We start from the raw sequence: 23,616 nt of genomic DNA, 5'->3' as shown, positions 1-23,616 counted from the left end.
TCTCATCGTTCAAGTTCTGTCAGTGAATACGGAATCTCGCTTTTTGCCAAGGGTTTGATCCACTGTGGCTTGCGCAGGCCCGGCCAGCGAAGGTAAGGATCGGGCGCAATCAGGAACGAGGCCGCCGGTGAAACCGAGAAAATTTCCACAGATCAATGCCGCTCTGGACGAGCTAGGCGTCAAGCTGGTCGACAAGGTGACCGAGCAGGACGAGCGCGCGCGGTTGGAGGCGTTTGAGGCCGCCGGAGGCCTGACGCGCCCGGCCTATGCACTGTCTCCGGGAATGGAGGACTTCGACATCTCTTTGCTGGTCGAAGAGTATGCGCTTCACGCGGAATCTCTTGATGCGCTCAAGGATCCTGCGCGCAACCAGACGGGGTATCGGACCTCCAATGGCTATTATGACAGCCCGGATGCCGATGCACTGTATCTGATGATCCGACGGTTTCAGCCCAAGCGCGTGATCGAAGTGGGATGCGGGAATTCAACCCGTGTGACCCGGCAGGCGATCCTTGATGCTGGGCTTGAAACTCAGATCACCGCGATTGATCCGTATCCACGCGCCGATATCGCGCATGTGGTGGATCAATTCGAACAAAAACGACTGGAAGAGGTCGATCCCGCGTTGTTCAATCAGTTGGAGGCGGGCGACATTCTGTTCATAGATTCCAGCCATGTCGTGCGCATGAGCAATGACGTGGCACATCTGTTCTGCCGCATCATTCCGGCGTTAAAGCCGGGCGTGGTAATCCACGTTCATGATGTTTTTCTGCCCTATGAATATCCAAAGCGCTTTTTCTACGATTGCCCCGGTTGGGGCGAGCAGTACATGCTGCACGCTTTGCTGCAATCTGGTGCGTTTTCAATGCTTTGGCCAGGATACTATCTGCAACAAGAGCGACCGGATGCGGTGGCCGCATTGCCGTTTCTGACCGAAGGGCGGGCGCAAAGTATCTGGGTGCAAATCAAAAACTCTTAATTATTTTGTGATCCGGTAGTGAAACAGGCGCGTACCCCTTTCCATAACAAGCTGGAGAGGAGAAGACAGCCATGTTCCGCCGTACGTTTATGGGCGCCGCAGCCGCCGCAGCACTTGCATTTGCAATGCCCCTGAAGGCGCAGGCCGCCGATATCGTTGACACAGCCGTGTCTGCGGGTTCGTTCAACACACTGGTTGCTGCCGTTCAGGCCGCTGGTCTGGTTGACACGCTGAAGGGCGATGGCCCGTTCACAGTATTTGCACCGACCGACGAGGCTTTCGCCGCACTGCCCGAAGGTACGGTTGAATCGCTGCTGCTGCCTGAAAACAAGGATCAACTGGTGTCGATCCTGACATATCACGTCGTTCCGGCCAAAGTGATGTCCGCTGACATCGCAGGCAAGCGCGCCAAGGTTTTGACCGTTCAAGGTGATCGCCTGAGTGTCAACGCCCGCAACGGTGTTAAAGTGAATGACGCAAAAGTTGTTCAAGCTGATATCGAAGCCAGCAACGGTGTAATCCACGTGGTCGACACGGTTATTCTGCCCGAATAATCCTGTAGCCTCGAAAAAACAAAGCCCCGGTCCGATCGGCCGGGGCTTTTGTATTTGATGCAACCTCGTTTTACAGAAGGCGCACTTGTGTGCCGACCTGAACCAGCGGGTAGAGCTCTTCCACATGCTGGTTATACAGCCCGATACAGCCAGACGAGCTCTGACGCCCGATCTTGCGCGTGTCATGGGTGCCGTGCACAAGGTAGGCTGGCCAGGACAGGTACATGGCGCGGGTTCCCAGGGGGTTCCCGGGTTCGCCACCTTCCATCCGAATTGGCAATGTCGGGTCGCGCTCGCGCATGGATGAGGTCGGCGTCCAGCTTGGGTTTTCTGCCTTGCGCACAACTTTGGTGTACCCGCGCTTGGTCAGTTCTTCGCTCATCGGAACTGAGCTTGGATAGAGCTTGTAGCTCCCGTCAGGCCCCCAATAGTGCACAGCGCGACTGGTGATATCAGCCAGCAAGGCACCGACGCCCAACTCGTCAAAGTGATCCTGCCAGTTCTGTTGCGAGAACGAGGAAACATTTCGACGCACCGGCAATTGGGTGCTGATTGCCTCTTCGTCTTGCGGGAAAGCATCAACACTTTGGGCGCGCACAAGGGCAGGGGTGGCCAGCAACGAAGCGGCCCCCAACAGGGCCGAGCGGCGGGTCATTCGGGAATGGGACACATTTGCCTCCGGGAAAATTCTGCTCAGAACATTGTTCCCGCAGAAAATATTGCTGCTGGTCGCAAATTTCCAGTGCTGACGCTCTGAATTTGTTGTGAATAGCCCGGTGTTCGAAAAAAAACGGCCCGTCTCTGGGGCCGCTTTTCAGATACGTTATTTGTTGCGACTTCAGTCCATCGCTTTGAAGTTGAACTCGCCACCTTCTTTGATGCCGGACGGCCAACGGGCCGTTACGGTTTTGGTGCGTGTGTAGAACTTGAAGCTGTCCGGCCCGTGTTGGTTCAGGTCGCCAAACATGGATTTCTTCCAGCCCCCAAAGGTGTGATAGGCCAGCGGCACCGGGATCGGAACGTTGATGCCGACCATGCCGATATTGATCCGGCTGGCGAAATCACGCGCTGTATCACCGTCACGGGTAAAGATCGCGGTGCCGTTGCCATATTCGTGATCCATCGCAAGACCAATGGCCTCTTCGTAGGAACCGGCGCGCACGGTCGACAGGACCGGGCCAAAGATCTCTTGCTTGTAGATGTCCATATCGGGCGTGACATGGTCAAACAGGTGGGGGCCAACAAAGAACCCGTCCTCATAGCCTTGCAGGCTAAAGTCACGGTTATCGACCACAAGCTTCGCACCCTGTTCCACGCCCGAGTTGATCAGGCCCAGAATGCGTTCCTTGGCGGCTCCGGTCACGACCGGGCCCATATCCACGTCATCGCCTGCGGTATAGGGGCCGACCTTCAGCTTTTCGATGCGCGGCACCAGTTTTTCGATCAACGCGTCGGCTGTGGATTCGCCCACCGGAACGGCCACGGAAACCGCCATGCAGCGTTCGCCCGCCGCGCCGAAACCAGCGCCAACCAGAGCATCCGCCGCCTGATCCATGTCGGCGTCCGGCATCACGATCATGTGGTTCTTGGCACCGCCAAAGCACTGGGCTCGTTTCCCATTCGCGGTGGCACGGCTGTAGATATACTGCGCGATGGGGGTCGAGCCCACAAAGCTGACACCTTGGATGATCTCGCTGTCCAGGATCGTATCGACGGCCTCTTTGTCGCCGTTCACAACCTGGAACACACCTGCGGGCAAGCCGGCTTCGACAAAAAGTTCGGCCAGCATCAAAGGCACGGACGGGTCACGCTCGGAGGGTTTGAGAACCACCGCGTTGCCGCAGGCCAGGGCCGGGCCCACATGCCAGAGCGGCATCATCGCCGGGAAGTTGAAGGGCATGATCGAACCAACAACGCCCAAGGGCTGACGCATGGAATACATGTCGATGCCGGGGCCCGCGCTGTCGGTATATTCGCCCTTCAGCATCTGAGGGGCGCCGATGCAGTATTCGATCACTTCCAGACCGCGTTGCAGGTCGCCTTTGGCGTCTGGGATGGTCTTGCCATGTTCGCGGCTCAGAACTTCGGCCAGCTTGTCCATGTCGCGGTTCATCAGCGCAACCATTTGCATCATGACGCGCGCGCGTTTCTGGGGGTTGGTCGCGCCCCATGCTGGCTGGGCCGCAGCAGCGGCCTCGATGGCTGCTGTGGTCTCGGAAGCGCTGGCCATCGGGCAGCGATATTGGACCTCACCGGTTGCCGGGTTGAAAACATCGTCGAAACGGCCGGAAGTGCCCACCGCCATTTCACCGTTCAGAAAATGAGTCAGATCATTCATCGCAATCTCCTCCGGATGCATTTGCGCGCAGAATAGGCTTGCAGAAATGTCCTGAACAGAAGCAATATCCCAAAAGAGCTTTGCAAAAATGCAAAAGAGGTTTCATGACCCCCAATTGGGACGACATGCGCATCCTGCTGGCTGTGGCGCGCGAAGAAAGCCTGTCTGCGGCGGGGCGCGTGCTCAAGATCGACCCGGCCACTGTTGGACGCAGGATCGCGCGACTTGAGGCAGCGGTGAACGCGGTTCTGTTTACCAAGTCGCAGCAAGGCTATCTGTTGACCGAAGCCGGGCAACGATTGATGGAGCATGGCTTGCAAGCCGAAGAGGCGATGCGGGCTGCAATGGGCATGGTTTCCGCCCCTACGCAATCGCTGAGGGGACAAATCCGCATCGGCGCACCTGATGGGGCGGCAAACTATCTTTTGCCACAGGTCTGCGCGCGGATCAGCGATGCCAATCCCGATCTGGATATTCAGATCCTGGCGTTACCTCGCATCATCAATCTGTCGCGGCGCGAGGCTGACATGGCCGTGACGGTCAGCGCCCCGACGGCGGGAAAACTGTTGGTGCAGAAGATCACCGACTACCGTTTGCACCTTGTGGCCACGCAAGACTATCTGGCTGGCCACGCGCAGATCCAATCGATTACCGACCTGAAGGGCCATCGCATGATCGGGTACATTCCCGACATGATCTTTGACCGCGAGTTGGATTACCTGAACGATATGGGCATTGACCGTGTTGCACTTGCATCAAATTCCGTCTCGGTTCAGCTGCGTCAGGTCTCGCAGGGGATGGGCGTTTGTGTGGCCCATGACTTTACATTGCCGTTCCATCCAGACCTGCGAAAAATCCTGACGGATCAGATCAGTTTGACCCGTGGGTTCTATCTGGTCCGGCATCAGGGGGATCAACGAAACGAGTTACTGAACCGCTTTGCGCAAACCCTCATCCGCGGAATACGCGATGAGGTTGCACAACTGGAGGCCCAAGGTTCAACTTGACACATTCCCGCATTCCGGCAACGTTTTGGAAAACAGCAGGTTATACCCGGAGGTTTTAGCACATGCTTGTTCAGGCCATTCTCAAGTCCAAGGCTGCCGAGGGCGTTGTGACGGTGAAACCCGATATCACGGTATCCGAAGCGGCCGAAATTCTGGCCGAAAAAAGGATCGGGACCGTTGTCGTTTCGGAAGATCAAGGCCAAACCGCTATCGGAATCCTGTCTGAAAGAGACATCGTAAGGGAATTGGCTTCAAGCGGCAGCGGATGCCTTGATAAGCCGGTCAGCGCTTATATGACCAAGGATCTGATCACAGCGACACAACAGGATAAGGTCGAAGCGATCTTGTCGCGTATGACCGAAGGACGGTTCCGCCACATGCCCGTGGTTGAAGAGGGCAAACTGATTGGCATCGTGACACTTGGTGATGTCGTTAAGGCCCAGCTGTCCGAACTGGCGATGGAGAAAGATGCGCTGGAAGGCATGATCATGGGGCATTGAGCGCTGCGCGCGGTTTAGGCCTCTTGCACCCGCACTCAACATATGTTTGCTTGCGCTGAAATTTTGTTGCGCAGGAGAGCCCGATGCGGGTTGGATTATATCCCGGAACCTTTGATCCAATCACACTGGGTCATATCGACATTATCCGCCGCGCGGCTGCTTTGGTGGACAAGCTGGTGATCGGTGTGGCGATCAACCGCGATAAGGGCCCTTTGTTCTCGCTGGAAGAACGCGTCGCGATGATCGAAGCGGAATGTGCCCATCTGACGGAGCAGACGGGCACAGAGATCGTAGCCCATCCGTTCGAAAACTTGCTGATCGACTGCGCACGCGACGTTGGTGCGCAGATCATCGTGCGTGGTCTGCGGGCTGTGGCTGATTTTGAATATGAGTTTCAGATGGTCGGGATGAACCGCGCGCTGGACGATTCAATTGAGACGGTGTTCCTGATGGCAGAAGCCCGCCACCAGGCGATTGCGTCGAAACTGGTCAAGGAAATCGCGCGGCTTGAAGGGGACGTGTCGAAATTCGTCACGCCCCGCGTCAGTACCGCGCTGAAAGAACGTTTAGCTTAACGCGCCCATCGCGGCGGCTGTGTCCAGCATCCGGTTCGAGAAGCCCCATTCATTGTCGTACCATGCCAGCACGCGCACCAGCGTGCCATCGGTGACCTTGGTTTCGGCCAGCGACACGGTCGAGCTGTGGGAATCGTGGTTGAAGTCGATCGATACCAGCGGGCGGCTTTCGGCGGCCAGAACACCAGGGATCTTGGCGGCAGCATCGATGAACAGCTGATTGACCTCTTCATCGGTGGTCGGGCGCGACACTTCGGCCACCAGATCAACTACCGAAACGTTCGGAGTGGGAACGCGGATCGCCTGACCGGTCAGTTTGCCCTGGAGCTGTGGCAGCACCAGACCAACAGCAGCAGCAGCGCCGGTGGTGGTCGGGATCATCGACAGCGCTGCGGCGCGTGACAAGTAGGGGTCTTTGCCCACGGTGTCATGGACCGGCTGGCTGGCTGTGTAGGCGTGCACAGTGGTCATGTTGCCGTGTTTGATGCCCAATCCGGCGTCCAGAGCTGCGGCGACAGGTGACAGACAGTTGGTGGTGCAAGACGCGTTGGAAACCACCAGATCATCCGCGGTAAGTTGGTCGTCATTGACGCCAAACACAACGGTTTTCACTCCGCCTTCCCCTTTAGCCGGGGCCGAGATCAAAACTTTCTTTGCACCGTTCTTGAAATGACGCTCCGCCGCCTCGCGGGTACGGAACACACCGGTGCATTCCAGCACGACATCGATATCCGACCAGGGCAGGTCCTCGGGGTTGCGCTCGCTGCTCAGACGGATGGGGCCGCGACCCACGTCAAGACCTGCATCGCTCAGGCTGACGGGGTTGGGATAACGGCCGTGGACGCTGTCGAATTCGAACAGATGCGCGTTCATTTCGGGCTTGCCCAGGTCATTGATCGCTACGATTTCGACATCGGTTCGGCCGCTTTCCATCACCGCACGCAGTACGCCGCGTCCGATCCGTCCAAAACCATTGATTGCAAGCTTGAGGGTCATTGATTGCTCCACCAGATTGGGTGTTCAGATTGGTTAGCGCTAACAAAGCCAGATGGGCTCAAATGTCAAGGAAAACCTGTGTCATCGCCAGAACGCGAGCCAGTCCAGGAAATCGTAGAGTTTCTTGCCGAGAAAAAGCAGATGTTCGGTTCCGAACAATGCGACATCCACGATCAGAGCGCCGAGAATAAACACCCCAAGCCAGATAGCGATTTGATTGGTCATGGTTGTCCCGAACGAAAAATGCCCGCCCAGATAACCTGAGCGGGCGCTACGCTACAAGAGAAGTCCGAAGTCTCAGTTAAGGCGACCCATAGCCACGGCGACATCGGCCATGCGCACCGAGAAACCCCATTCATTGTCGTACCACGCGAGAACGCGAACCATACGGTCATCGACCACGCGGGTCTGATCCGGTGCAAAGATCGAGCTTTCTTCGGTGTGGTTGAAATCGGTCGACACAAGCGGCGCAGGCTCATATCCCAGAACACGCTGCATCGGGCCTTTTGCAGCCTCTTCAACAATGGCGTTGATCTCGGCCGCTGACGTGTCGCGGGCGGCGCGGAAGGTCAGATCCACCGCCGAAACGTTCGGGGTCGGCACACGGATGGCGGACCCGTCAAGGCGGCCTTTGAGGTTCGGCAGCACTTCGCCCAGGGCCTTTGCGGCGCCGGTTGAGGTCGGGATCATCGACATTGCCGCAGCCCGCGCGCGGTAGAGGTCGCTGTGGCGGCGGTCCAATGTAGGTTGGTCGCCAGTATAGGCGTGGATCGTGGTCATGATGCCATGTTCGATGCCCACGCCTTCGTCCAGGACCTTGGCAAGCGGAGCAAGGCAATTGGTGGTGCAGGACCCGTTCGAGATCATGTTGTCATTGGCCGTCAGCGTATTGTGGTTCACGCCAAAGACGATGGTCTTGTCAACATTTGTGCCGGGGGCCGACAGCAAAACCTTACCGGCGCCACGCTCGAGATGCGTTTTGGCTTTCAACCCGTCATTGAACTTGCCAGTGCATTCCAGAACAACGTCGCAGCCGTCCCAGTCCAGTTCGTTCATGTCATAGGTCGAAAACATCCGCATCGGGCCGCGCCCCAGATCCATGGTGTTGCCATCGACCCGAATCTCGCGCGGGAAACGTCCATGGATGCTGTCGTATTTCAAAAGATGCGCCGAGGTTTCCAGCGGACCGGTCGCGTTGATCTTGACAACTTCGATGTCATTGCGCCCCGAGGCGGCAATATGCGACAGGGTACAACGGCCGATGCGGCCAAAACCATTTATACCGACCTTGATGGTCATGGGACGACTCCAGATACGCTTGCTTTGGTCGGCATATAGCCACGAAACCAATTTCTCAAAAGGGTAAAAACGACATATTTGCAATGTGTTAGCGCAAAACCTGAACGGTTGCGCTAACGCTTGCGCTAGCTGTTGGATCAGATAGGGTCCGTGGTGCGGCGATTGTTGTGAAAGGAAGAACGATGAGTGGTCTGTTGGCCCTGCTGGATGATGTGGCCGGAATAGCCAAGGTTGCGGCTTCTTCGGTAGACGACGTGGTGGCAGCGGCCGGCAAAGCCGGGGCCAAAACCGCCGGCGTGATCATTGATGATGCGGCGGTCACGCCGAAATACGTTCAGGGTTTTGCCCCCGCGCGAGAGCTGCCGATCATCTGGCGTATCGCGCGGGGATCAATATTCAACAAGATCATTCTGCTTCTGCCCGTCGCCTTGCTGCTGGCCAACTTTGCGCCATGGCTGATCACACCGCTCTTGATGATCGGGGGGTCGTATCTGTGTTTTGAAGGGGCCGAAAAGATCTTTCACGTGCTTTTTCCCCATGGAAGCCATGTAATCGATGAAGACTTGAAGAACCGCGATCCGGGTCATCTGGAAGAACAGAAAGTGCGTGGAGCGATCAAAACCGATTTCATCCTGTCGGCCGAGATCATGACCATCGCACTGGCCGCGATTGAGGCTCCTAACGTCTGGATGCAGGCGGCTACGCTGGCCGTTGTCGGGATCGGTGTGACCGTGGCGGTATACGGCTCGGTCGCGCTGATCGTGAAGATGGATGATGTCGGTCTTTATCTGGCGCAGAACGCGCTAACATCTGTTGGGCGCAGTCTGGGCCGGGGTCTGGTGCGGGCGATGCCGGGTGTGATGAAAACCCTGTCGATCGTGGGCACGGCGGCGATGCTGTGGGTCGGCGGGTCGATTGTCATCCACGGTATGGAGGTTCTGGGATTTGGCTGGCTGGGCCATCATATCCACGATTGGGCCTATGCGCTGGGGCATTCGGTGTCCGAGCAGTGGACAAGTGCCGTTGAATGGATTTCGAAAGCCACAATGGACGGTGTGTTTGGTTTGGCCTGGGGAATGGTGCTGATCCCCTTGGCGACCAAGGTGATCATGCCGATGTTCGGAAAATCCGGCGCCCATTGATCCAAATGAAAAAGGCGGCCACGGGCCGCCTTTTGCTTGTTCAACTGGGTCTGTTTTACAGCCCCAGCAACTCCTTGACCTTGGCAACTGTCGCTTCGGCTGTAATGCCGAAATGCTTGTACAGCTCGCCCGCAGGGGCAGAGGCGCCAAAGCTGGACATGCCGATGAAACCGGCCTTGGCCTCGCGACCGCGTTCGCCAAGCAACCAGCGATCCCAGCCGCCCTCGCGCACGGCGGCTTCGATGCCGACCCGAACCGGGCCGCCCGGAAGCACGCGTTTGCGGTAGGCTTCGTCCTGTTGGGCAAAAAGCTCCATGCAGGGCATCGAGACCACGCGGGTGCCGATGCCGTCGGCCTCGAGCAAGGCTTTGGCCTCCATGGCCAGCGACACCTCGGACCCGGTGGCGATCAGGATGGCCTGACGTTTGCCTTCAGCTTCGGCCAGAACATAGGCGCCCTGTGCGGTGAGGTTCTTGGTCTTGTGATCCTTGCGCACCGTGGGCACGCCCTGGCGGGTCAATGACAGCACAGAGGGGCTGCCTTTGAAGGTCAGCGCCAGTTCCCACGCCTCGGCGGTTTCAACGGTATCAGCAGGGCGGAACACATAGGTATTGGGCGTCGCGCGTGAAATGGCCAGATGTTCGACCGGCTGGTGGGTCGGTCCGTCTTCGCCCAGACCGATTGAATCATGCGTCATCACAAAGACCGTCGGCACTTTCATCAGCGCCGCCAGACGCATGGACGGGCGGGCATAGTCGGTGAAGGCCATGAACGTTCCGCCATAGGGGCGGATACCACCATGCAGCGCCATGCCGTTCATCGCGGCGGCCATGCCGTGTTCGCGGATACCGTAGTGGATATAACGTCCTTTGCGGTTTTCCGGCAGGAACACGCCCATATCCGCAGATTTGGTGTTGTTCGACCCGGTCAGATCCGCCGAGCCGCCGATGGTTTCCGGCATGATCGGGTTGACCACGTTCAGAACTTTCTCGGACGAGGCACGCGTGGCCAGCTTTGGTTGCTCTTCCGCCATCTGTTTTTTGAAGGCGCGGATGGCACCGGCCAGTTTTTTGGGTGCCTCGAAGGCATAGGCCCGGTTGAACTCTGCCTGTTTGCGTTCAGAAACTTGGGCAAAGCGTTCTTCCCAGGCAGCACGTTCCGCAGCACCCCGAGCCCCAATGGCTTCCCAGGCGGATTTGACTGCCGACGGAATCTCGAACGGACCGTGCGGCCAGCCATAGCTTTCCTTGGCAGCCTTCAGCTGGTCCTGATCGGTCAAAGCGCCGTGACCTTTCGACGTATCCTGCGCCGCATGGCCCAACGCGATATGGCTTTCGCAAGCGATCATTGTTGGCTTGTTCGACGATTTGGCCTTGGTGATGGCTTCATCGATGGCTTGCGGGTCGTGGCCGTCGATCTCGATCACCTGCCAGCCTGACGCGGCGAACCGTTTCACCTGATCCGTGCGATCGGCAATATCGACGGTGCCGTCGATCGTGATATTGTTGTTGTCCCAGAACACGATGAGCTTGCTCAACTCGTGCCGTCCGGCCAATGTGATTGCCTCTTGGCTAACGCCTTCCATAAGGCAGCCGTCGCCAGCGATCACGTATGTATAGTGATCGACGATCTTTTTACCGTATTGCGCACGCTGGATTTCTTCGGCCATGGCGAAACCTACGGCGTTCGAGATGCCCTGACCCAGCGGACCGGTGGTGGTTTCTACACCATTGATCAGAAAGTTCTCGGGGTGGCCTGCGGTTTTGGCACCCAACTGGCGGAAATTCTTGATCTCATCCAGCGAGACATCTGCGTGACCTGTCAGATACAGCAGCGAATAGACCAACATCGAGCCGTGGCCTGCCGACAGAATGAACCGGTCGCGGTCGGGCCAGTTTGGCGCGCTTGCATCGAATTTCAGGTGCTTTTCGAACAGTACAGTCGCGACATCGGCCATGCCCATCGGCATGCCGGAATGGCCGGAATTGGCGGCGGCGACGGCATCAAGGGTCAGGGTGCGGATGGCCGCAGCCTTGTCCCAGTGTTCGGGGTTGGCTTTGCGCAGCGCAGTCAGGTCCACGGGCGTTGTTCCTTTGGATTACGGATGAGTTACGGGCGGTTGCGCCGCTGAATACCACTCACTTGCCAAAGTGCAAGCAGAACCGGGGCGATATCTCGCCGCTTGGTTCAAGAACTCGCCCCAAGCCCTTGAAAGCAAACAGTGGGTATTTTCCAATACATTCCGTTAGACTAGGCACAGATGATGGCATGGCGTGATTCGTAGACGTCACCACGCATACGAACCTTGACAAAGAGGTGACAGGGGCATGAGCCAAATCGAAGAATTACAGCGGCGCATTATCGTTGCTATGCATCGGATCGGAACAGGGGTCGACGCCTTGGCAGAAGCGACCTTGGAGAGCAGCGGTTCAGATGAGGGTTTGCGCGCGACGCTTGACCAGGAACGTCAGCTTACCGCCGAGTTGCATGAACGGATCAAAACTCTGGAAACGCGCCACCAAAGCGAGATTGACAACCTGCGGACCGAGTTGGAGCGGGCAGAGGGTGAGCCAGAGAAAGACCCCGAGATGGATGTGCTGCGTAAGCAGCTGGCCGAAGCGAAGACAACGCTGGCTTCGGTTGAAGCGGCGCGCGCGGAATTGGCTGAGGCCAAGGCTGCTTTGGACAACACCGAAGAAGTTGATGGGCTGAAGGCGGAAATCGCGCAGCTAAAAGCAGAGCTGGCCGATAGCGAACGCATAGAAGAGCTGAGCGCCGAGCTTGAGATGCTGCGGGCCGAGCGCAGCAGCCATGGCGCCGCGATGAGCCGGTTGGACGACGATTTGCAGCGGATGCGCAAAGCCAATGAACAACTTAGGGCATCGATGGATGAATTGCGCGCGGCCGCACAGAACGGTTTGCCGGACGCTGCGCTTTTGAACCGAGCCACCGCTGCCGAGCTTGAAGCCACACGTGCGGCGCAAGCGACCGATGCTGCCGAAGCTCATGCGGTTCTGGCACGTTTGGAACCGCTTTTATCGCGCGCACAACTGACCGAGGGAGAGGTGGAGTAATGCCCGAAGTGACCATTTATATCGGTGGCCGCGGCTTTCATGTCTCGTGCCAGGAAGGTGAAGAGGCGTTCTTGCAATCCGCAGCCAAGATGCTGGACGATGAAGCGCAGGTATTATCGGATCAGATTGGCCGGATGCCGGAATCGCGGATGTTGCTCATGGCGGGGCTGATGCTTGCCGATAAAATGGCCGAATCCGATGAGCGGTTGAAAACACTTGAATCCAAACTGGCCGAAACCGAGGCCGAATTGAACCGCCATCGTCTCGCCCCTCCGCCTGAACCGGAACGTATCGAGGTTGCGGTTGTGCCGCCATCGGTCACCGATACGCTGGCGGAAATGGCTGCACGGGCTGAAGCTCTGGCTGCGGTAATCGAGGAGAAATCCACGAAATGACCTGCTTGCCCAAACTGGCTCTGGCTGCCGCGCTGTCGCTTGGCGCGTCGGCAGCACTGGCCGAGATCGACATTCTTTCCGTCGCCTTCAATTGCGAAAACAATACGCGCATTCCGGTCACCTATTTCAACGCATCCGATGGGTCCGGGGCGGCGGCATTGGTTTTGAACGGAGAGCTGATCGCAATGCGTCAGGTTCCCAGCGGGTCGGGCATCCAGTATGAATCGGTGGATGCCAATGGGCTCTTTACGCTGCGGTCCAAAGGGTGGGACGCAACGATCACCCATCAACCCGCAGGCAGCACAGCCCCCGAAACCCTGTTGTTCAGGGACTGTTCCAGCCGCTAGGCGTTGGCTTCGCGGATTTTGTCCGCGGCGTCTTTGTCGTAGGTGACACCATTGTCATCAAACAGAGTGTCCAACTCGCCCGACAAGGTCATCTCGGTGATAATATCGCACCCACCGACAAACTCGCCTTTGACGTAAAGCTGCGGCACGGTCGGCCAGTCGGAATAATCCTTGATGCCCTGACGCACGGCCTCATCCGCCAGCACGTTCACGTCAGCATAGTCAACACCCATATAGTTCAGCACGCCGGCCACACGGGACGAAAACCCACATTGCGGCATCTCTTTGGTGCCTTTCATATACAGAACGACGTCATTGGCTTTGACGGTTTCGTCGATCTGGGTTTTTACATCGGTCATTTCGCGTTTCCTTTGCTCTTCGGCATCATCGCTTTGGCGTAGTCTTGGGGATCTTTGGGAACGCGGTACTGAGTGAAGTGCCCGCCCCCGGATCCGCCCGAGTCGTAGTTTGCATGGATCGTTCTAAAGCCAGTTCCAGGAAGAGATCCCCGCTTAGGTTTGGGTTCGTTTTTGGCTCGGCTCCGTCCCAACAGAACGGTCATCGCAATAACCACCGCTATACCGATGACAACGCCCAGCCCCAGGTCCATTTTTACTCCGGTACTTTGGTGGTCAGCGCCAGCGCGTGCAATTCTCCATCTGGGCCATCCATCTTGCCTTTCAAGGCCGCATAGACCGCGCGCTGTTGTTGGACGCGGTTTTTGCCCCGAAAGCTCTCGTCCACGACCATGGCGGACATGTGCACGCCATCGCTGCCGCCAACCTGAATTTCCGCGTTGGGAAAGCTCTCGCGCAGCAGGGTTTCAATCTCGTGGGCGCTCATCGGCATGTAGGTCACTCCTGAAGGTCTTTCCCAAGATGTAGAGCGCCGGGCGGGGGCGTGCAAGATGTGACGCGGGCGCAGCGCGGGAAAACCCGCGCCTGTGATAAGCGCGGGATTTTCCGTATTTGAAACGAGAAGAAGGGGTGGGCGTGCTTATGCCACCGCAGAGGCGAAGCTGGTGCGGAAGATATCGGTCAGCTCGGCCAGAGGGGCCTCGGCGCTGCCAATCTTGACGCTGTCGCCGGTGAACCGGCCAACCGATACCAAAGGCACGCCCGCCTGACCGGCGGCGATCATCAGCGCCTCGGCCTGATCAAAGTTGCAAGCGACCAGATAGCGTGCCTGATCTTCGCCAAAGAGGAACTCGGTTGGCGCTTCATCAAGGCAGACGCCGACGGCTGCGGCTTCGGCCAGTTCGAACGCGGCCAGTGCCAGACCACCATCACCCAGATCAGTGCAGGCTTTGATCATCTCGCGATTGGCGCGGATGAAATCTCCGTTGCGCTTTTCTGCGGCCAAATCAACCTGCGGCGCGTCGCCGTCTTCGCGGTTGAAGACCTCGGCCAGCAGGGCGGATTGGCCCAGATGGCCGGTGGTGTCGCCGATCACCAGCGCCACGTGACCCTCGCGCACTTCATTGCCGATGATCTCATCGGTGTGGGTCAGCAGGCCGACCGCGCCTATGGTGGGGGTGGGCAGGATCGCTTGACCATCGGTTTCGTTATAGAGCGAGACATTGCCCGACACGATGGGCATGTCCAGCGCACCAACGGCAGCACCGATGCCCTGAATGGCGCCGACGAACTGGCCCATGATCTCGGGCTTTTCGGGGTTGCCGAAATTCAGGTTGTCAGTGGTGGCCAAGGGCGTTGCACCCACGGCGGTGAGGTTGCGATAGGCTTCGGCCACCGCCTGTTTGCCGCCTTCCACCGGGTTGGCTCGCACATAGCGCGGTGTCACATCGCTGGTGAAAGCCAGAACCTTGTCGGTGCCGTGCACGCGCACCATGCCAGCGCCCAGGCCGGGCGTGCGCGCTGAATCGGCCATGACCATGGTGTCGTACTGTTCATAGACCCATTGCTTGCCGGCATAATTGGGCGAAGACAGAAGCGCGCGCAAACCGTCGATCGGGTCGATCTGCGGGACGTCATCGAGCGGCGCAGCCTGCGGTGTCGGCTCCCACGGACGATCATATTCGGGTGCGGTTGAGGAGAGTTTGGACAGAACCAGATCGGCTTTGACCTCGCCATTGTGCATGATCAGGAAGCGGTCTTCGGCGATTGTTTCGCCGACGATGGCGAAATCCAGATCCCATTTTTCGAAGACCGCGCGCGCCTCAGCCTCAAGCTCGGGCTTGAGAACCATCAACATGCGTTCCTGGGATTCTGACAGCATCATCTCATAGGCGGTCATGTTCTCTTCGCGCTGGGGCACGTTTTCCAGATCCAGACGTACACCCAGACCACCTTTGTCACCCATTTCAACGGCAGAACAGGTCAAGCCCGCAGCACCCATATCCTGAATCGAGATCACAGCACCGGTCTGCATAAGTTCAAGCGTGGCCTCCATCAGGCGCTTTTCGGTGAAAGGATCGCCAACTTGAACCGTGGGGCGTTTTTCTTCGATCGTGTCATCGAATTCGGCCGAGGCCATGGTTGCGCCGCCCACACCATCACGACCGGTCTTCGCACCAAGATAGACAACGGGCATCCCGATCCCTGAGGCAGCGGAGTAGAAGATCTTGTCACTGTCTGCGAGGCCTGCGGCGAACGCATTTACAAGGCAATTGCCGTTATAGGCCGGGTGAAACCGGACCTCTCCACCCACGCAAGGTACGCCGAAGCAGTTGCCATAACCGCCGATGCCTTCCACCACGCCGTTCACCAACTGACGGGTCTTGTGGTGCCCGGGTTCGCCAAAGGACAGCGCGTTCATCGAGGCGATGGGGCGCGCGCCCATGGTGAAGACGTCACGCAGAATGCCACCCACACCCGTGGCCGCACCTTGATAGGGTTCGATGTACGAGGGGTGGTTATGGCTTTCCATCTTGAAGACAACGGCCTGACCGTCACCAATATCAACAACGCCTGCATTCTCCCCCGGGCCACAGATCACCTGCGGGCCCGATGTGGGCAGGGTGCGCAACCATTTCTTGGAGGATTTGTACGAGCAGTGCTCATTCCACATGGCCGAAAAGATGCCCAGTTCGGTGAAGCTTGGTTCACGCCCGATGATCTCGAGGATCATGTCGTATTCCTCGGGCTTGAGCCCATGTGCAGCAATCAGATCGGGTGTGATGGCGGGCTCTTGCATCGTCTGTCCTGTGTTCAAATGGGCCGAGTTTGCGGGCCTTTTAGGGCAAGGCGCGGGCTGTGGAAAGAGCCAAACCCGCGCAGGTTGGTAGCGGCAAAGAAAAACGGAACCGACGATGGGGCCGGTTCCGTCTATTCTGTGGTGGCGTCTTGCGAGCGCCACCGGCTGCGACACGGTGGTTAAGCCGGATTCTGCGCCTTGTTTGCAGCGTCGGCCGCCGCAGCGCCTACTGCCGCCTTTTGTTCTTCCGTCAGCGCCTCGGCCTCGTCCAGACCTGGGATCGCAACGCGTACCTCGCGGCGCGCAAAATCGATACCGTTTTCGTTGAACGCTGCCTTGACCCGGTTGAAGATCTCTTTGCGCAGGGTGAACTGCTTGCCGGGCTTGGCCATGAACTTACCGCGGATGATCATGCCAACATCGTCAAAGTCAAAGACGCCCTGAGATTTGAACGGTTGCAGGAACCCATCTTTGTGGGTTTCATCCGCCATCATCTCGGCGCCGATCTTCTTAAAGATTTTTTTGACCTTATTGGGGTCGGTATCGAAAGGAACGGTGAACTTGAGTTTCATGATCACCCAGTCGCGGCTGAAATTAGTCAGCTTCTGGATCTCACCATAAGGGATCGTGTGCACCGGGCCGCGGTGGTGACGCAGTTGCATCGACCGGATCGAGATCTTTTCGACCGTACCCGCAGTGCCACCCACATCGACATATTCGCCCACGCGAAACGCGTCATCGATCAGGAAGAAGATACCGCCCACGATATCCGAGACCAGTTTCTGTGCACCAAAACCGATGGCCAGACCCAGGATACCGGCACCGGCCAGCAGCGGGGTGATGTCCAGACCCAGAGCCCCAAGCGCGAGCAGAGCGAAGATCACTGCAATCGCCACCTGCGCGGTCACGCGAAGCAGCGGAAGGACCGTGGCCAGACGCGACCCGCCCGAACCACCGCCTTCACCGGCTTCTTCGTCCGGGCTCTGTTCTGCCGCAGTCTGCTCCTTGGCCAAGCGACGGTTGATCCAAAGCGAGACAAGTTCGTTCAGGATGTAGCCAATGGCCGCAATGATGAAGAACTGGATCAAACGGCTGCCTTCTTCAGCGCCACCACCTGCGATTTCCTGAAGGTTCAGGTTCCAGGCTTTGGCGATCATCAGGATCACCAGAATCCCCGCGATAACGCGGCCAATCCGGATATAGCTGCGTTTGGTCGAGCGGTAAGCGCGTTCCGCCACTGGGCCGTCACCCATCATGGGTGGCTGCAGGTGGCGCACAAGACCCCGGATCAGTGTATCCAGCGCCGGTGCGATCAGCAGCCAGAACATGGTGGTGAAATGAGCACCCGACAGGAGTATTGCGCGAATAACCGGGTCACGCTGTGCTGCCAGAAACTCGACCAACAGCCAGATCACTGCCGACACTGCAATGGCGAAATAGGGATAATACCGAGCTACTTCCTCGTCGAACTTGGTGTGGTCAGGGTCTGTGCCCAGCATCATCTGGGTCAGACCATCCCGCGCGGTCCAGGCAATCAGACCGATATAGATGTGAATGCCCGCGTTCAGCCAGAACCCGATGCGTGTTTCCCCACCGGTGATGCCGTTCAAACGATTGAAGTGCAGCAGGAACAGAGTGAAGCCGATCAGGATCAGCAGGCCGATCAGGTTGCGATGCAGGTATTTCGCCCAATGGTCGTCGATATTCACCAAACGGTATTCGGGCTTGTTCGGGGCCAACACAAAGCGCGACGCTGCTGCACCCAAACGCGGAATCCAGATAAGATAGAACACAAACGGAGCAGCATAGACGATCTGCTCGGGTGTCAGAAGGCCACGTCCAACCGCGCGTATGACCACGTAGAACACGACCAGACCAGCGATCTCGTGACAAAACCGGACAAACAGATACCTGACGGCACCCCACAGATCGTTCTCTGAAGCGACATCTGATTTCGCGTGCCACTTGCGAGTAAAAAGCCCAAACAGCTTTTCCGCGATGAACCCTACAATCAGAACACTGGCCACTAACCCTAGCAACAAAAGTGCGCCATTGCTGCCAAACGTGCCGACGAAGTTGCTAACGGCCTCGGCCTGCGCACTGAAGATGTTGGGAATAGTGACAAAGACATGTGTCCAGGAGGCGACCATCTCGGCCCAGATCTCATTGATCTCGGTGATGGGATCTTCGCGATCTTCAGCTTCCGCCGCGTTTTTCTCGGCTACCGCATCCAAGCGCTCTAAAAGGATCGAGCGTACCTGATCATCCGACATGCGCGCGACAAGATCATCGACCTGTTCGGGTGTCAGGTCCTCGGGGATGGTCACTGTTGTCGGGGCAGAGCTTGATGATGTTGATGGCACTTGGGCCTGCAATGGTCCGACCAGCAGCACCAATGAAATTAGTGCCGCCAAAAGGCGAAGGGTGTGGCGCATTGAGTTGTCCTCGATCACAATAAATTTGATTGTTTTTTCGGGATCATAGGCATGTGAACTGAAATTTCCCAGCAGTTTCACAGCCCTGGGCGCATGCAAAACCAAAAAACCAAAAAAAAGGCCGAGCACTAAGCTCGGCCGTAGTCCAACAGGGAGGTATGAAGATGATGAGCGTTTCAGCATCACCGCCTTCGATTGCTCATTTAGGGATCACTTGGTGAACGATCAAGGTTTTTAACTGGTTAATAAAACATGCCCGCTATGTCGTGAGTGCATAGCTAGATTTTTCCCAACTGCCTCAGGTGTTTGCGATGCGCGATAATTTCATCCTGCACAAAATCCCTGAAGGCTTCGATGCGTTTGGAATGGCGCAGTTCCTCGGGGTAGGCGAGATAGACCGGCACGTCGGTGCTGTCGATATCGGGCAGAACCGGCACAAGATCGGGGAAATCCTCGGTTACATAGTCAGGCAGAACGCCAATGCCCAGATCGTGCAGAACACCCTGCAGAACACCAAAATAGTTGTTTACTGTCAGCAACGACCCGGGGTTATAGGTCATTAGGTGGCGCACCAAAGTGGCGCTGGCCCCGACCTGCGGGGCAGAGGGCGTTTGACAGATCAGACGGTGTTTCGAGATGTCCTCGAGGCTTTCCAAAGGCTCGGGATGCGCATCAAGATAGCTGCGGGTGGCATAAAGCAACATCTGAACGGTCATCAGGCGTTTGCGCACCAGATCGGCCTGGCTGGGTTCTTTCATACGGATGGCAACGTCAGCCTCACGCATGGGCAGATCCAGCACCCGTTCTTCCAGCATCAGGTCGATATTCAGGTCGGGATATTGCTCGTAAAGCTTGGGCAGGCGCGGGGCCAACCACAGGGTACCGAAGCCAAAGGTAGTGGTGACGCGCAGAACGCCAAAGACCTCGTCTTCGCTGTCACGGATGCGCGCGGCGGCTGTGTCCAACCGCTTGGACATGGCCGTGGTTGCATCAAACAAAAGCTCGCCCTGTTCGGTGAGAATCAGACCCCGTGCATGACGGTGAAACAGGGTCACATCCAGCGATTCTTCCAGCGCTCGGATCTGACGACTCACGGCGGATTGAGACAAATTGAGCTTGTCACCCGCATGCGTGAGGCTGCCCGCATCCGCGACCGCGTGAAATATTCTAAGCTTGTCCCAATCCATCTTTGCAACTTTCGTTATTCTTTGGCCGACCTATATGAAACAGGTAACAAATTCCACACGCAAACCCGGAATCGGAAACGTGCGAGCGGAAATTCCCTATACAGGTCAGAATATATGACCTAAAATAGATGAACAATGTGGCAGTATTTTCCGACGAGGGGAGACGTCTGAATGAGTCAGCCAAAAGTATCGCTGAATGACCGGTTCGATCTAAGCAAAAGTCCGATTCTTTTAAACGGCACACAAGCGCTTGTACGTCTGATGCTGATGCAGAAAGAGCGGGACCGCGCAGCAGGGCTGAACACCGCCGGACTGGTCACCGGATACCGAGGTTCACCCTTGGGCGCGGTTGATCAGCAGATGAACCGGGCGCAGAGGCAACTGCTGGAAAACGACGTCACCTTTCAATACGGGTTGAATGAAGATCTGGCCGCCACGGCACTGTGGGGCAGTCAACAGGCCGGTTTGCGCGGCGACGGCAAATACGATGGCGTCTTTGGGCTTTGGTATGGCAAAGGCCCCGGCGTTGACCGATCAGGTGACGTAATGCGCCACGCCAACATGGCAGGAACGGCCGCTTTGGGCGGTGTCCTGATGGCGATGGGCGATGACCATACGGGCGAAAGCTCGACCGTGTTGCATCAGTCGGAATGGTCGATGGTCGACATGTATATGCCGGTGGTCAGCCCCGCCGGTGTACAAGAGATCCTGGATTATGGCATTTACGGCTTTGCACTCAGCCGCTTTGCCGGTGTCTGGGTTGGGCTCAAGACAATGAAAGACACGATCGAGGTCACCTCGGTCGTCGATGGCAGACCAGACAGGGCCTCAGTGGTGATCCCTGAATTTGATATGCCCGAAGGAGGCTTGAACATTCGCCTGGGCGATACGCCCCACCTGCAAGAAGCGCGGATGATCGACTACAAGCGCTTTGCGGCGGAAACCTTTTCGCACGCAAACCGGATGGACAAACGCGTCTGGGGCAAAGCGGGGGCCAAGATCGGGCTGGTGGCTGCGGGCAAGAACTGGCTGGACCTGACGCATGCCTTGTCTTTGCTCAACATTGATGAGGCCGAGGCCGAGCGCCTGGGGATCACAACCTATAAAATCGGCCAGACGTTCCCGTTAGATATGAAAGGGTTTCACGATTGGGCCGAAGGTCTGGACCTGATCGTTATCATCGAAGAAAAGCGCAAGCTGATCGAAGTGCAGGTCAAAGAGGCTATCTTTGACGACCGGCGCGGGCGGCGCGTTTACGGCTGGTACAAAGGCGGGGCCGGGGCGCTGCACCGGGAAGAACTGTTCCCGACGCGCGGCGCGCTTGATCCGATCATGATCGCCGAAAAACTGGGTGATATCCTGATCGAAGAAGGCCGCGAAACGGACGGTATCCGTGCAGGTCTCAGCAAGCTGACCGAGGCGCGTCGCGCCGATAATGCTCAGAACATTGCTGAACGTGTGCCCTATTTCTGCTCGGGCTGCCCCCATAACAGCTCGACCAAACTGCCCGATGGCAGCCGGGCCTATGCCGGAATCGGATGCCATTACATGGTGCAGTGGATGGATCGCGAGACGACGGGGTTCACCCAGATGGGCGGTGAAGGAGCGAACTGGATCGGTGAAGCGCCGTTTTCCACCACAGAGCATGTGTTCCAGAACCTGGGCGACGGCACCTATAACCATTCGGGCGTTCAGGCGATCCGGGCGGCTTTGGCCAATGACACCAACATCACCTTCAAGATCCTTTTCAACGACGCGGTTGCCATGACGGGCGGGCAGGGCAACGAAGGGGGTCTGACTGCGGAACGGATCGTGGACGAAGTGCGCGCCATGGGCGTCAAAACCGTGGCGCTGGTTTATGACGAAAAGGAAGATGTGAACCTCAAGGCTTTGCCCTCGGATGTCGAGACGCATGAACGGGCCGAACTAATGCAGGTTCAGGAAAAGTTCCGTGCCATTGAGGGGGTTTCGGTCATCGTCTACGTGCAGACTTGCGCTGCAGAGAAACGCCGGCGGCGAAAGCGGGGCACCTTCCCGGTCCCAGACAAGCGTGTGTTCATCAACACCGACATTTGCGAAGGCTGCGGCGATTGCGGGGTGCAGTCGAACTGCGTGTCCATCGTGCCGAAAGAGACCGAGCTTGGGCGCAAACGGGCCATTGACCAATCCAGTTGCAACAAGGATTTCTCTTGCCTCAAAGGGTTTTGCCCGTCTTTTGTAACGTTGGAAGGCGCGACAATCCGCAAAGAGGCAACCACTGAAATTGATCTGCCCGATCTGCCCGAGCCCGAACTGCCAGTCATCAAGGGAACCCATAACATCGTAATTACCGGTGTCGGCGGTACCGGCGTTGTCACCATCGGTGCGCTTCTGGCACAAGCCGCGCAGATCGATGGTAAAGGCGCTGGAATGATGGAAATGGCGGGGCTGGCGCAAAAAGGCGGCGCGGTTCACATCCATTGCCGCCTGGCAGAGCACCCCGAGGACATAAGCGCCATCCGGGTGGCAACAGGCGAGGCGCATACGCTGATCGGGGGCGATCTGGTTGTGTCAGCCGGGGCCAAGACCTTGGGGCTAACCCGTCAGGGCCAGACCGGCGCGGTCGTTAACAGCCATGAGATCGTGACCGGAGATTTCACCCGCAATACCGAATTTCAGATCCCAAGCGACCGGTTGGAGCTGGCGCTCAAGGCGCGTCTGAAGGATGATGTGGATCTCTTTGATGCCTCGGACCTGGCTCGCGCGGTTATGGGGGATTCGATCTATTCCAACATGATGGTGTTTGGCGCGGCTTGGCAGCGTGGTCTGATTCCGCTGTCCTGGGACGCAATCGAACAGGCCATTGACCTGAACGGCACAGCGGTCGAGCGCAACAAACGCGCCTTTGCCGTTGGCCGCTGGGCTGTCTTGCATCCCGAAGAGGTCGCAAAGATCCTTGCACCGAACGTAACATCCCTGCCCAAGACGCTGGATCAATTGATCGCATTCCGTGCCGATCACCTGACACAGTATCAAAGCGCCCGATTGGCCAGGAAATACACCAAACTGGTCAATTCAATCGAAGATGAGGCTGTCAAAGAGGCTGTCGCCAAAGGTTATCACAAGCTGCTGTCTTACAAGGACGAATACGAGGTCGCGCGTCTTTTGCTGGGCAGCCGCGAAAAGGCGCGGGCCGAGTTTGATGGCGATTTCAAAATGACCTTCCACTTGGCACCGCCGGTTCTGTCCAAGGCCGGTTCTGACGGGCGTCCTGTCAAAAAGGCATTTGGTGAAGGGTATCTGAGGCTGTTCAAGCTGCTGGCGCGTTTGAAATCCCTGCGCGGCACGCCGCTGGACCCGTTTGGCCGTACTGCCGAGCGCCGGATGGAACGGGCGCTGATCAAACAGTACGAAAAGGACATGAAGGAGGTTCTGCCCAAACTGACTTCTGAAACACGCGACGCGATTGAGGCATTGGCAAAGCTGCCCCTTGAGATCCGCGGGTTTGGCCCGGTCCTTGCGGCCAATGAGGCCAAAGCAGCAAAGCGAAGGGAAGAGTTATTGGCGCTGATCCGGTCGGGCGGTCCTGAGTTAAAGACTGCGGCAGAGTGAAGCTTCACGCCCTTGTCACGTTACTTGGGCAAATCTGTCAC

General features: G+C 57.6%; 21 protein-coding genes. 10 read left to right on the top strand and 11 right to left on the bottom strand.

Annotated elements, in window-relative coordinates; all coding sequences use genetic code 11:
* Positions 1–127 precede the first annotated feature (127 nt).
* Both GOV38_RS03015 and GOV38_RS03010 read left to right on the top strand, forming a co-directional pair.
* On the top strand, positions 128–979 hold the full coding sequence (locus GOV38_RS03015; RefSeq protein ID WP_171207573.1) for a class I SAM-dependent methyltransferase: 852 nt from the start codon (positions 128–130) through the stop codon (positions 977–979).
* Positions 980–1,050: 71 nt separating this feature from the next.
* Complete coding sequence (locus GOV38_RS03010) at positions 1,051–1,533, top strand: fasciclin domain-containing protein (protein ID WP_171098774.1); 483 nt, start codon at positions 1,051–1,053, stop codon at positions 1,531–1,533.
* Positions 1,534–1,603: 70 nt separating this feature from the next.
* Here GOV38_RS03010 and GOV38_RS03005 read toward each other — a convergent pair whose 3' ends face one another.
* Positions 1,604–2,188, bottom strand: coding sequence for a L,D-transpeptidase (locus GOV38_RS03005; protein WP_171207929.1), 585 nt, complete (start codon positions 2,186–2,188; stop codon positions 1,604–1,606).
* Positions 2,189–2,371: 183 nt separating this feature from the next.
* On the bottom strand, positions 2,372–3,871 hold the full coding sequence (locus tag GOV38_RS03000) for a CoA-acylating methylmalonate-semialdehyde dehydrogenase (RefSeq protein WP_171207572.1): 1,500 nt from the start codon (positions 3,869–3,871) through the stop codon (positions 2,372–2,374).
* Between the two features lie 104 nt (positions 3,872–3,975).
* Between GOV38_RS03000 and GOV38_RS02995 the strand changes: the two genes are divergently transcribed.
* The 3 genes from GOV38_RS02995 to coaD all read left to right on the top strand — a co-directional run bounded on the left by GOV38_RS02995 (position 3,976) and on the right by coaD (position 5,953).
* Positions 3,976–4,878: a LysR family transcriptional regulator gene (locus GOV38_RS02995; protein WP_171207571.1), complete on the top strand. Its 903-nt coding sequence runs from the start codon at positions 3,976–3,978 to the stop codon at positions 4,876–4,878.
* Positions 4,879–4,940: 62 nt separating this feature from the next.
* Positions 4,941–5,378, top strand: coding sequence for a CBS domain-containing protein (locus GOV38_RS02990; protein ID WP_171207570.1), 438 nt, complete (start codon positions 4,941–4,943; stop codon positions 5,376–5,378).
* An 83-nt stretch (positions 5,379–5,461) separates the two neighbouring features.
* Positions 5,462–5,953 (top strand): pantetheine-phosphate adenylyltransferase, encoded by a 492-nt coding sequence (gene coaD / locus GOV38_RS02985; protein ID WP_171207569.1) that lies wholly within the window; start codon positions 5,462–5,464, stop codon positions 5,951–5,953.
* On the opposite strand, the gene gap (GOV38_RS02980) is transcribed toward coaD, so the two are convergent.
* The 3 genes from gap (GOV38_RS02980) to gap (GOV38_RS02970) all read right to left on the bottom strand — a co-directional run bounded on the left by gap (GOV38_RS02980) (position 5,945) and on the right by gap (GOV38_RS02970) (position 8,248).
* On the bottom strand, positions 5,945–6,949 hold the full coding sequence (gap, locus tag GOV38_RS02980; protein WP_171212966.1) for a type I glyceraldehyde-3-phosphate dehydrogenase: 1,005 nt from the start codon (positions 6,947–6,949) through the stop codon (positions 5,945–5,947). The two genes, coaD and gap (GOV38_RS02980), sit on opposite strands and share 9 nt — an antisense overlap.
* Positions 6,950–7,030: 81 nt before the next feature.
* The gene (locus tag GOV38_RS02975; protein WP_171098784.1) at positions 7,031–7,174 is read right to left on the bottom strand and encodes a hypothetical protein; all 144 of its coding nucleotides are present in this window, start codon (positions 7,172–7,174) and stop codon (positions 7,031–7,033) included.
* Between the two features lie 72 nt (positions 7,175–7,246).
* Positions 7,247–8,248, bottom strand: a complete 1,002-nt coding sequence (gene gap / locus GOV38_RS02970) for a type I glyceraldehyde-3-phosphate dehydrogenase (RefSeq protein WP_171098786.1) — start codon at positions 8,246–8,248, stop codon at positions 7,247–7,249.
* A gap of 182 nt (positions 8,249–8,430) precedes the next feature.
* Between gap (GOV38_RS02970) and GOV38_RS02965 the strand changes: the two genes are divergently transcribed.
* Positions 8,431–9,390, top strand: coding sequence for a DUF808 domain-containing protein (locus GOV38_RS02965; RefSeq protein WP_171207567.1), 960 nt, complete (start codon positions 8,431–8,433; stop codon positions 9,388–9,390).
* Between the two features lie 55 nt (positions 9,391–9,445).
* Here GOV38_RS02965 and tkt read toward each other — a convergent pair whose 3' ends face one another.
* Positions 9,446–11,470 (bottom strand): transketolase, encoded by a 2,025-nt coding sequence (gene tkt / locus GOV38_RS02960; RefSeq protein ID WP_171207566.1) that lies wholly within the window; start codon positions 11,468–11,470, stop codon positions 9,446–9,448.
* Between the two features lie 247 nt (positions 11,471–11,717).
* Between tkt and GOV38_RS02955 the strand changes: the two genes are divergently transcribed.
* Genes GOV38_RS02955 through GOV38_RS02945 form a run of 3 tightly spaced genes read left to right on the top strand, consistent with a single transcriptional unit; the run spans position 11,718 to position 13,206 of the window.
* Complete coding sequence (locus GOV38_RS02955) at positions 11,718–12,464, top strand: hypothetical protein (protein ID WP_171207565.1); 747 nt, start codon at positions 11,718–11,720, stop codon at positions 12,462–12,464.
* Positions 12,464–12,859, top strand: coding sequence for a cell division protein ZapA (locus GOV38_RS02950; protein WP_171098793.1), 396 nt, complete (start codon positions 12,464–12,466; stop codon positions 12,857–12,859). The genes GOV38_RS02955 and GOV38_RS02950 overlap by 1 nt, the downstream gene beginning before the upstream one ends.
* Entirely contained in the window at positions 12,856–13,206 is a 351-nt protein-coding gene (locus GOV38_RS02945; RefSeq protein WP_171207564.1) for an MliC family protein, read from the top strand. Before GOV38_RS02950 ends, GOV38_RS02945 begins: the two co-directional genes overlap by 4 nt.
* Here GOV38_RS02945 and grxD read toward each other — a convergent pair.
* The 5 genes from grxD to GOV38_RS02920 all read right to left on the bottom strand — a co-directional run bounded on the left by grxD (position 13,203) and on the right by GOV38_RS02920 (position 19,984).
* The gene (grxD, locus tag GOV38_RS02940) at positions 13,203–13,565 is read right to left on the bottom strand and encodes a Grx4 family monothiol glutaredoxin (RefSeq protein WP_171098797.1); all 363 of its coding nucleotides are present in this window, start codon (positions 13,563–13,565) and stop codon (positions 13,203–13,205) included. The genes GOV38_RS02945 and grxD overlap by 4 nt on opposite strands.
* Positions 13,566–13,818: 253 nt before the next feature.
* Complete coding sequence (locus tag GOV38_RS02935; protein WP_039530494.1) at positions 13,819–14,055, bottom strand: BolA/IbaG family iron-sulfur metabolism protein; 237 nt, start codon at positions 14,053–14,055, stop codon at positions 13,819–13,821.
* A 147-nt stretch (positions 14,056–14,202) separates the two neighbouring features.
* Entirely contained in the window at positions 14,203–16,362 is a 2,160-nt protein-coding gene (purL, locus tag GOV38_RS02930) for a phosphoribosylformylglycinamidine synthase subunit PurL (protein ID WP_171207563.1), read from the bottom strand.
* 179 nt (positions 16,363–16,541) lie between these two features.
* The gene (locus GOV38_RS02925) at positions 16,542–18,797 is read right to left on the bottom strand and encodes a mechanosensitive ion channel family protein (protein ID WP_171207562.1); all 2,256 of its coding nucleotides are present in this window, start codon (positions 18,795–18,797) and stop codon (positions 16,542–16,544) included.
* 278 nt (positions 18,798–19,075) lie between these two features.
* Entirely contained in the window at positions 19,076–19,984 is a 909-nt protein-coding gene (locus GOV38_RS02920; RefSeq protein ID WP_171098807.1) for a LysR family transcriptional regulator, read from the bottom strand.
* A gap of 171 nt (positions 19,985–20,155) precedes the next feature.
* On the opposite strand from GOV38_RS02920, the gene GOV38_RS02915 reads away from it, so the two are divergent.
* A complete protein-coding gene (locus GOV38_RS02915; RefSeq protein WP_171207561.1) occupies positions 20,156–23,575 on the top strand; it encodes an indolepyruvate ferredoxin oxidoreductase family protein in 3,420 nt (1,139 codons plus the stop codon).
* Positions 23,576–23,616: the final 41 nt, after the last annotated feature.

It is taken from the genome of Ruegeria sp. HKCCA5839 (genome assembly GCF_013035585.1).
Lineage (GTDB): Bacteria > Pseudomonadota > Alphaproteobacteria > Rhodobacterales > Rhodobacteraceae > Ruegeria.
The sequence above is the reverse complement of the archived record's forward strand: the minus strand, read 5'-3'. Positions and strand labels throughout refer to the sequence as shown.

Coding starts and splice junctions, on each gene's coding strand:
- GOV38_RS03010 (WP_171098774.1), top strand. CDS start 1,051: ATGTTCCGCCGTACGTTTATGGGCGCCGCAGCCGCCGCAGCACTTGCA.
- GOV38_RS03005 (WP_171207929.1), bottom strand. CDS start 2,188: ATGACCCGCCGCTCGGCCCTGTTGGGGGCCGCTTCGTTGCTGGCCACC.
- GOV38_RS03000 (WP_171207572.1), bottom strand. CDS start 3,871: ATGAATGATCTGACTCATTTTCTGAACGGTGAAATGGCGGTGGGCACT.
- GOV38_RS02995 (WP_171207571.1), top strand. CDS start 3,976: ATGACCCCCAATTGGGACGACATGCGCATCCTGCTGGCTGTGGCGCGC.
- GOV38_RS02990 (WP_171207570.1), top strand. CDS start 4,941: ATGCTTGTTCAGGCCATTCTCAAGTCCAAGGCTGCCGAGGGCGTTGTG.
- coaD (WP_171207569.1), top strand. CDS start 5,462: ATGCGGGTTGGATTATATCCCGGAACCTTTGATCCAATCACACTGGGT.
- gap (WP_171212966.1), bottom strand. CDS start 6,949: ATGACCCTCAAGCTTGCAATCAATGGTTTTGGACGGATCGGACGCGGC.
- GOV38_RS02975 (WP_171098784.1), bottom strand. CDS start 7,174: ATGACCAATCAAATCGCTATCTGGCTTGGGGTGTTTATTCTCGGCGCT.
- gap (WP_171098786.1), bottom strand. CDS start 8,248: ATGACCATCAAGGTCGGTATAAATGGTTTTGGCCGCATCGGCCGTTGT.
- GOV38_RS02965 (WP_171207567.1), top strand. CDS start 8,431: ATGAGTGGTCTGTTGGCCCTGCTGGATGATGTGGCCGGAATAGCCAAG.
- GOV38_RS02955 (WP_171207565.1), top strand. CDS start 11,718: ATGAGCCAAATCGAAGAATTACAGCGGCGCATTATCGTTGCTATGCAT.
- GOV38_RS02950 (WP_171098793.1), top strand. CDS start 12,464: ATGCCCGAAGTGACCATTTATATCGGTGGCCGCGGCTTTCATGTCTCG.
- GOV38_RS02945 (WP_171207564.1), top strand. CDS start 12,856: ATGACCTGCTTGCCCAAACTGGCTCTGGCTGCCGCGCTGTCGCTTGGC.
- grxD (WP_171098797.1), bottom strand. CDS start 13,565: ATGACCGATGTAAAAACCCAGATCGACGAAACCGTCAAAGCCAATGAC.
- GOV38_RS02935 (WP_039530494.1), bottom strand. CDS start 14,055: ATGCCGATGAGCGCCCACGAGATTGAAACCCTGCTGCGCGAGAGCTTT.
- purL (WP_171207563.1), bottom strand. CDS start 16,362: ATGCAAGAGCCCGCCATCACACCCGATCTGATTGCTGCACATGGGCTC.
- GOV38_RS02925 (WP_171207562.1), bottom strand. CDS start 18,797: ATGCGCCACACCCTTCGCCTTTTGGCGGCACTAATTTCATTGGTGCTG.
- GOV38_RS02920 (WP_171098807.1), bottom strand. CDS start 19,984: ATGGATTGGGACAAGCTTAGAATATTTCACGCGGTCGCGGATGCGGGC.
- GOV38_RS02915 (WP_171207561.1), top strand. CDS start 20,156: ATGAGTCAGCCAAAAGTATCGCTGAATGACCGGTTCGATCTAAGCAAA.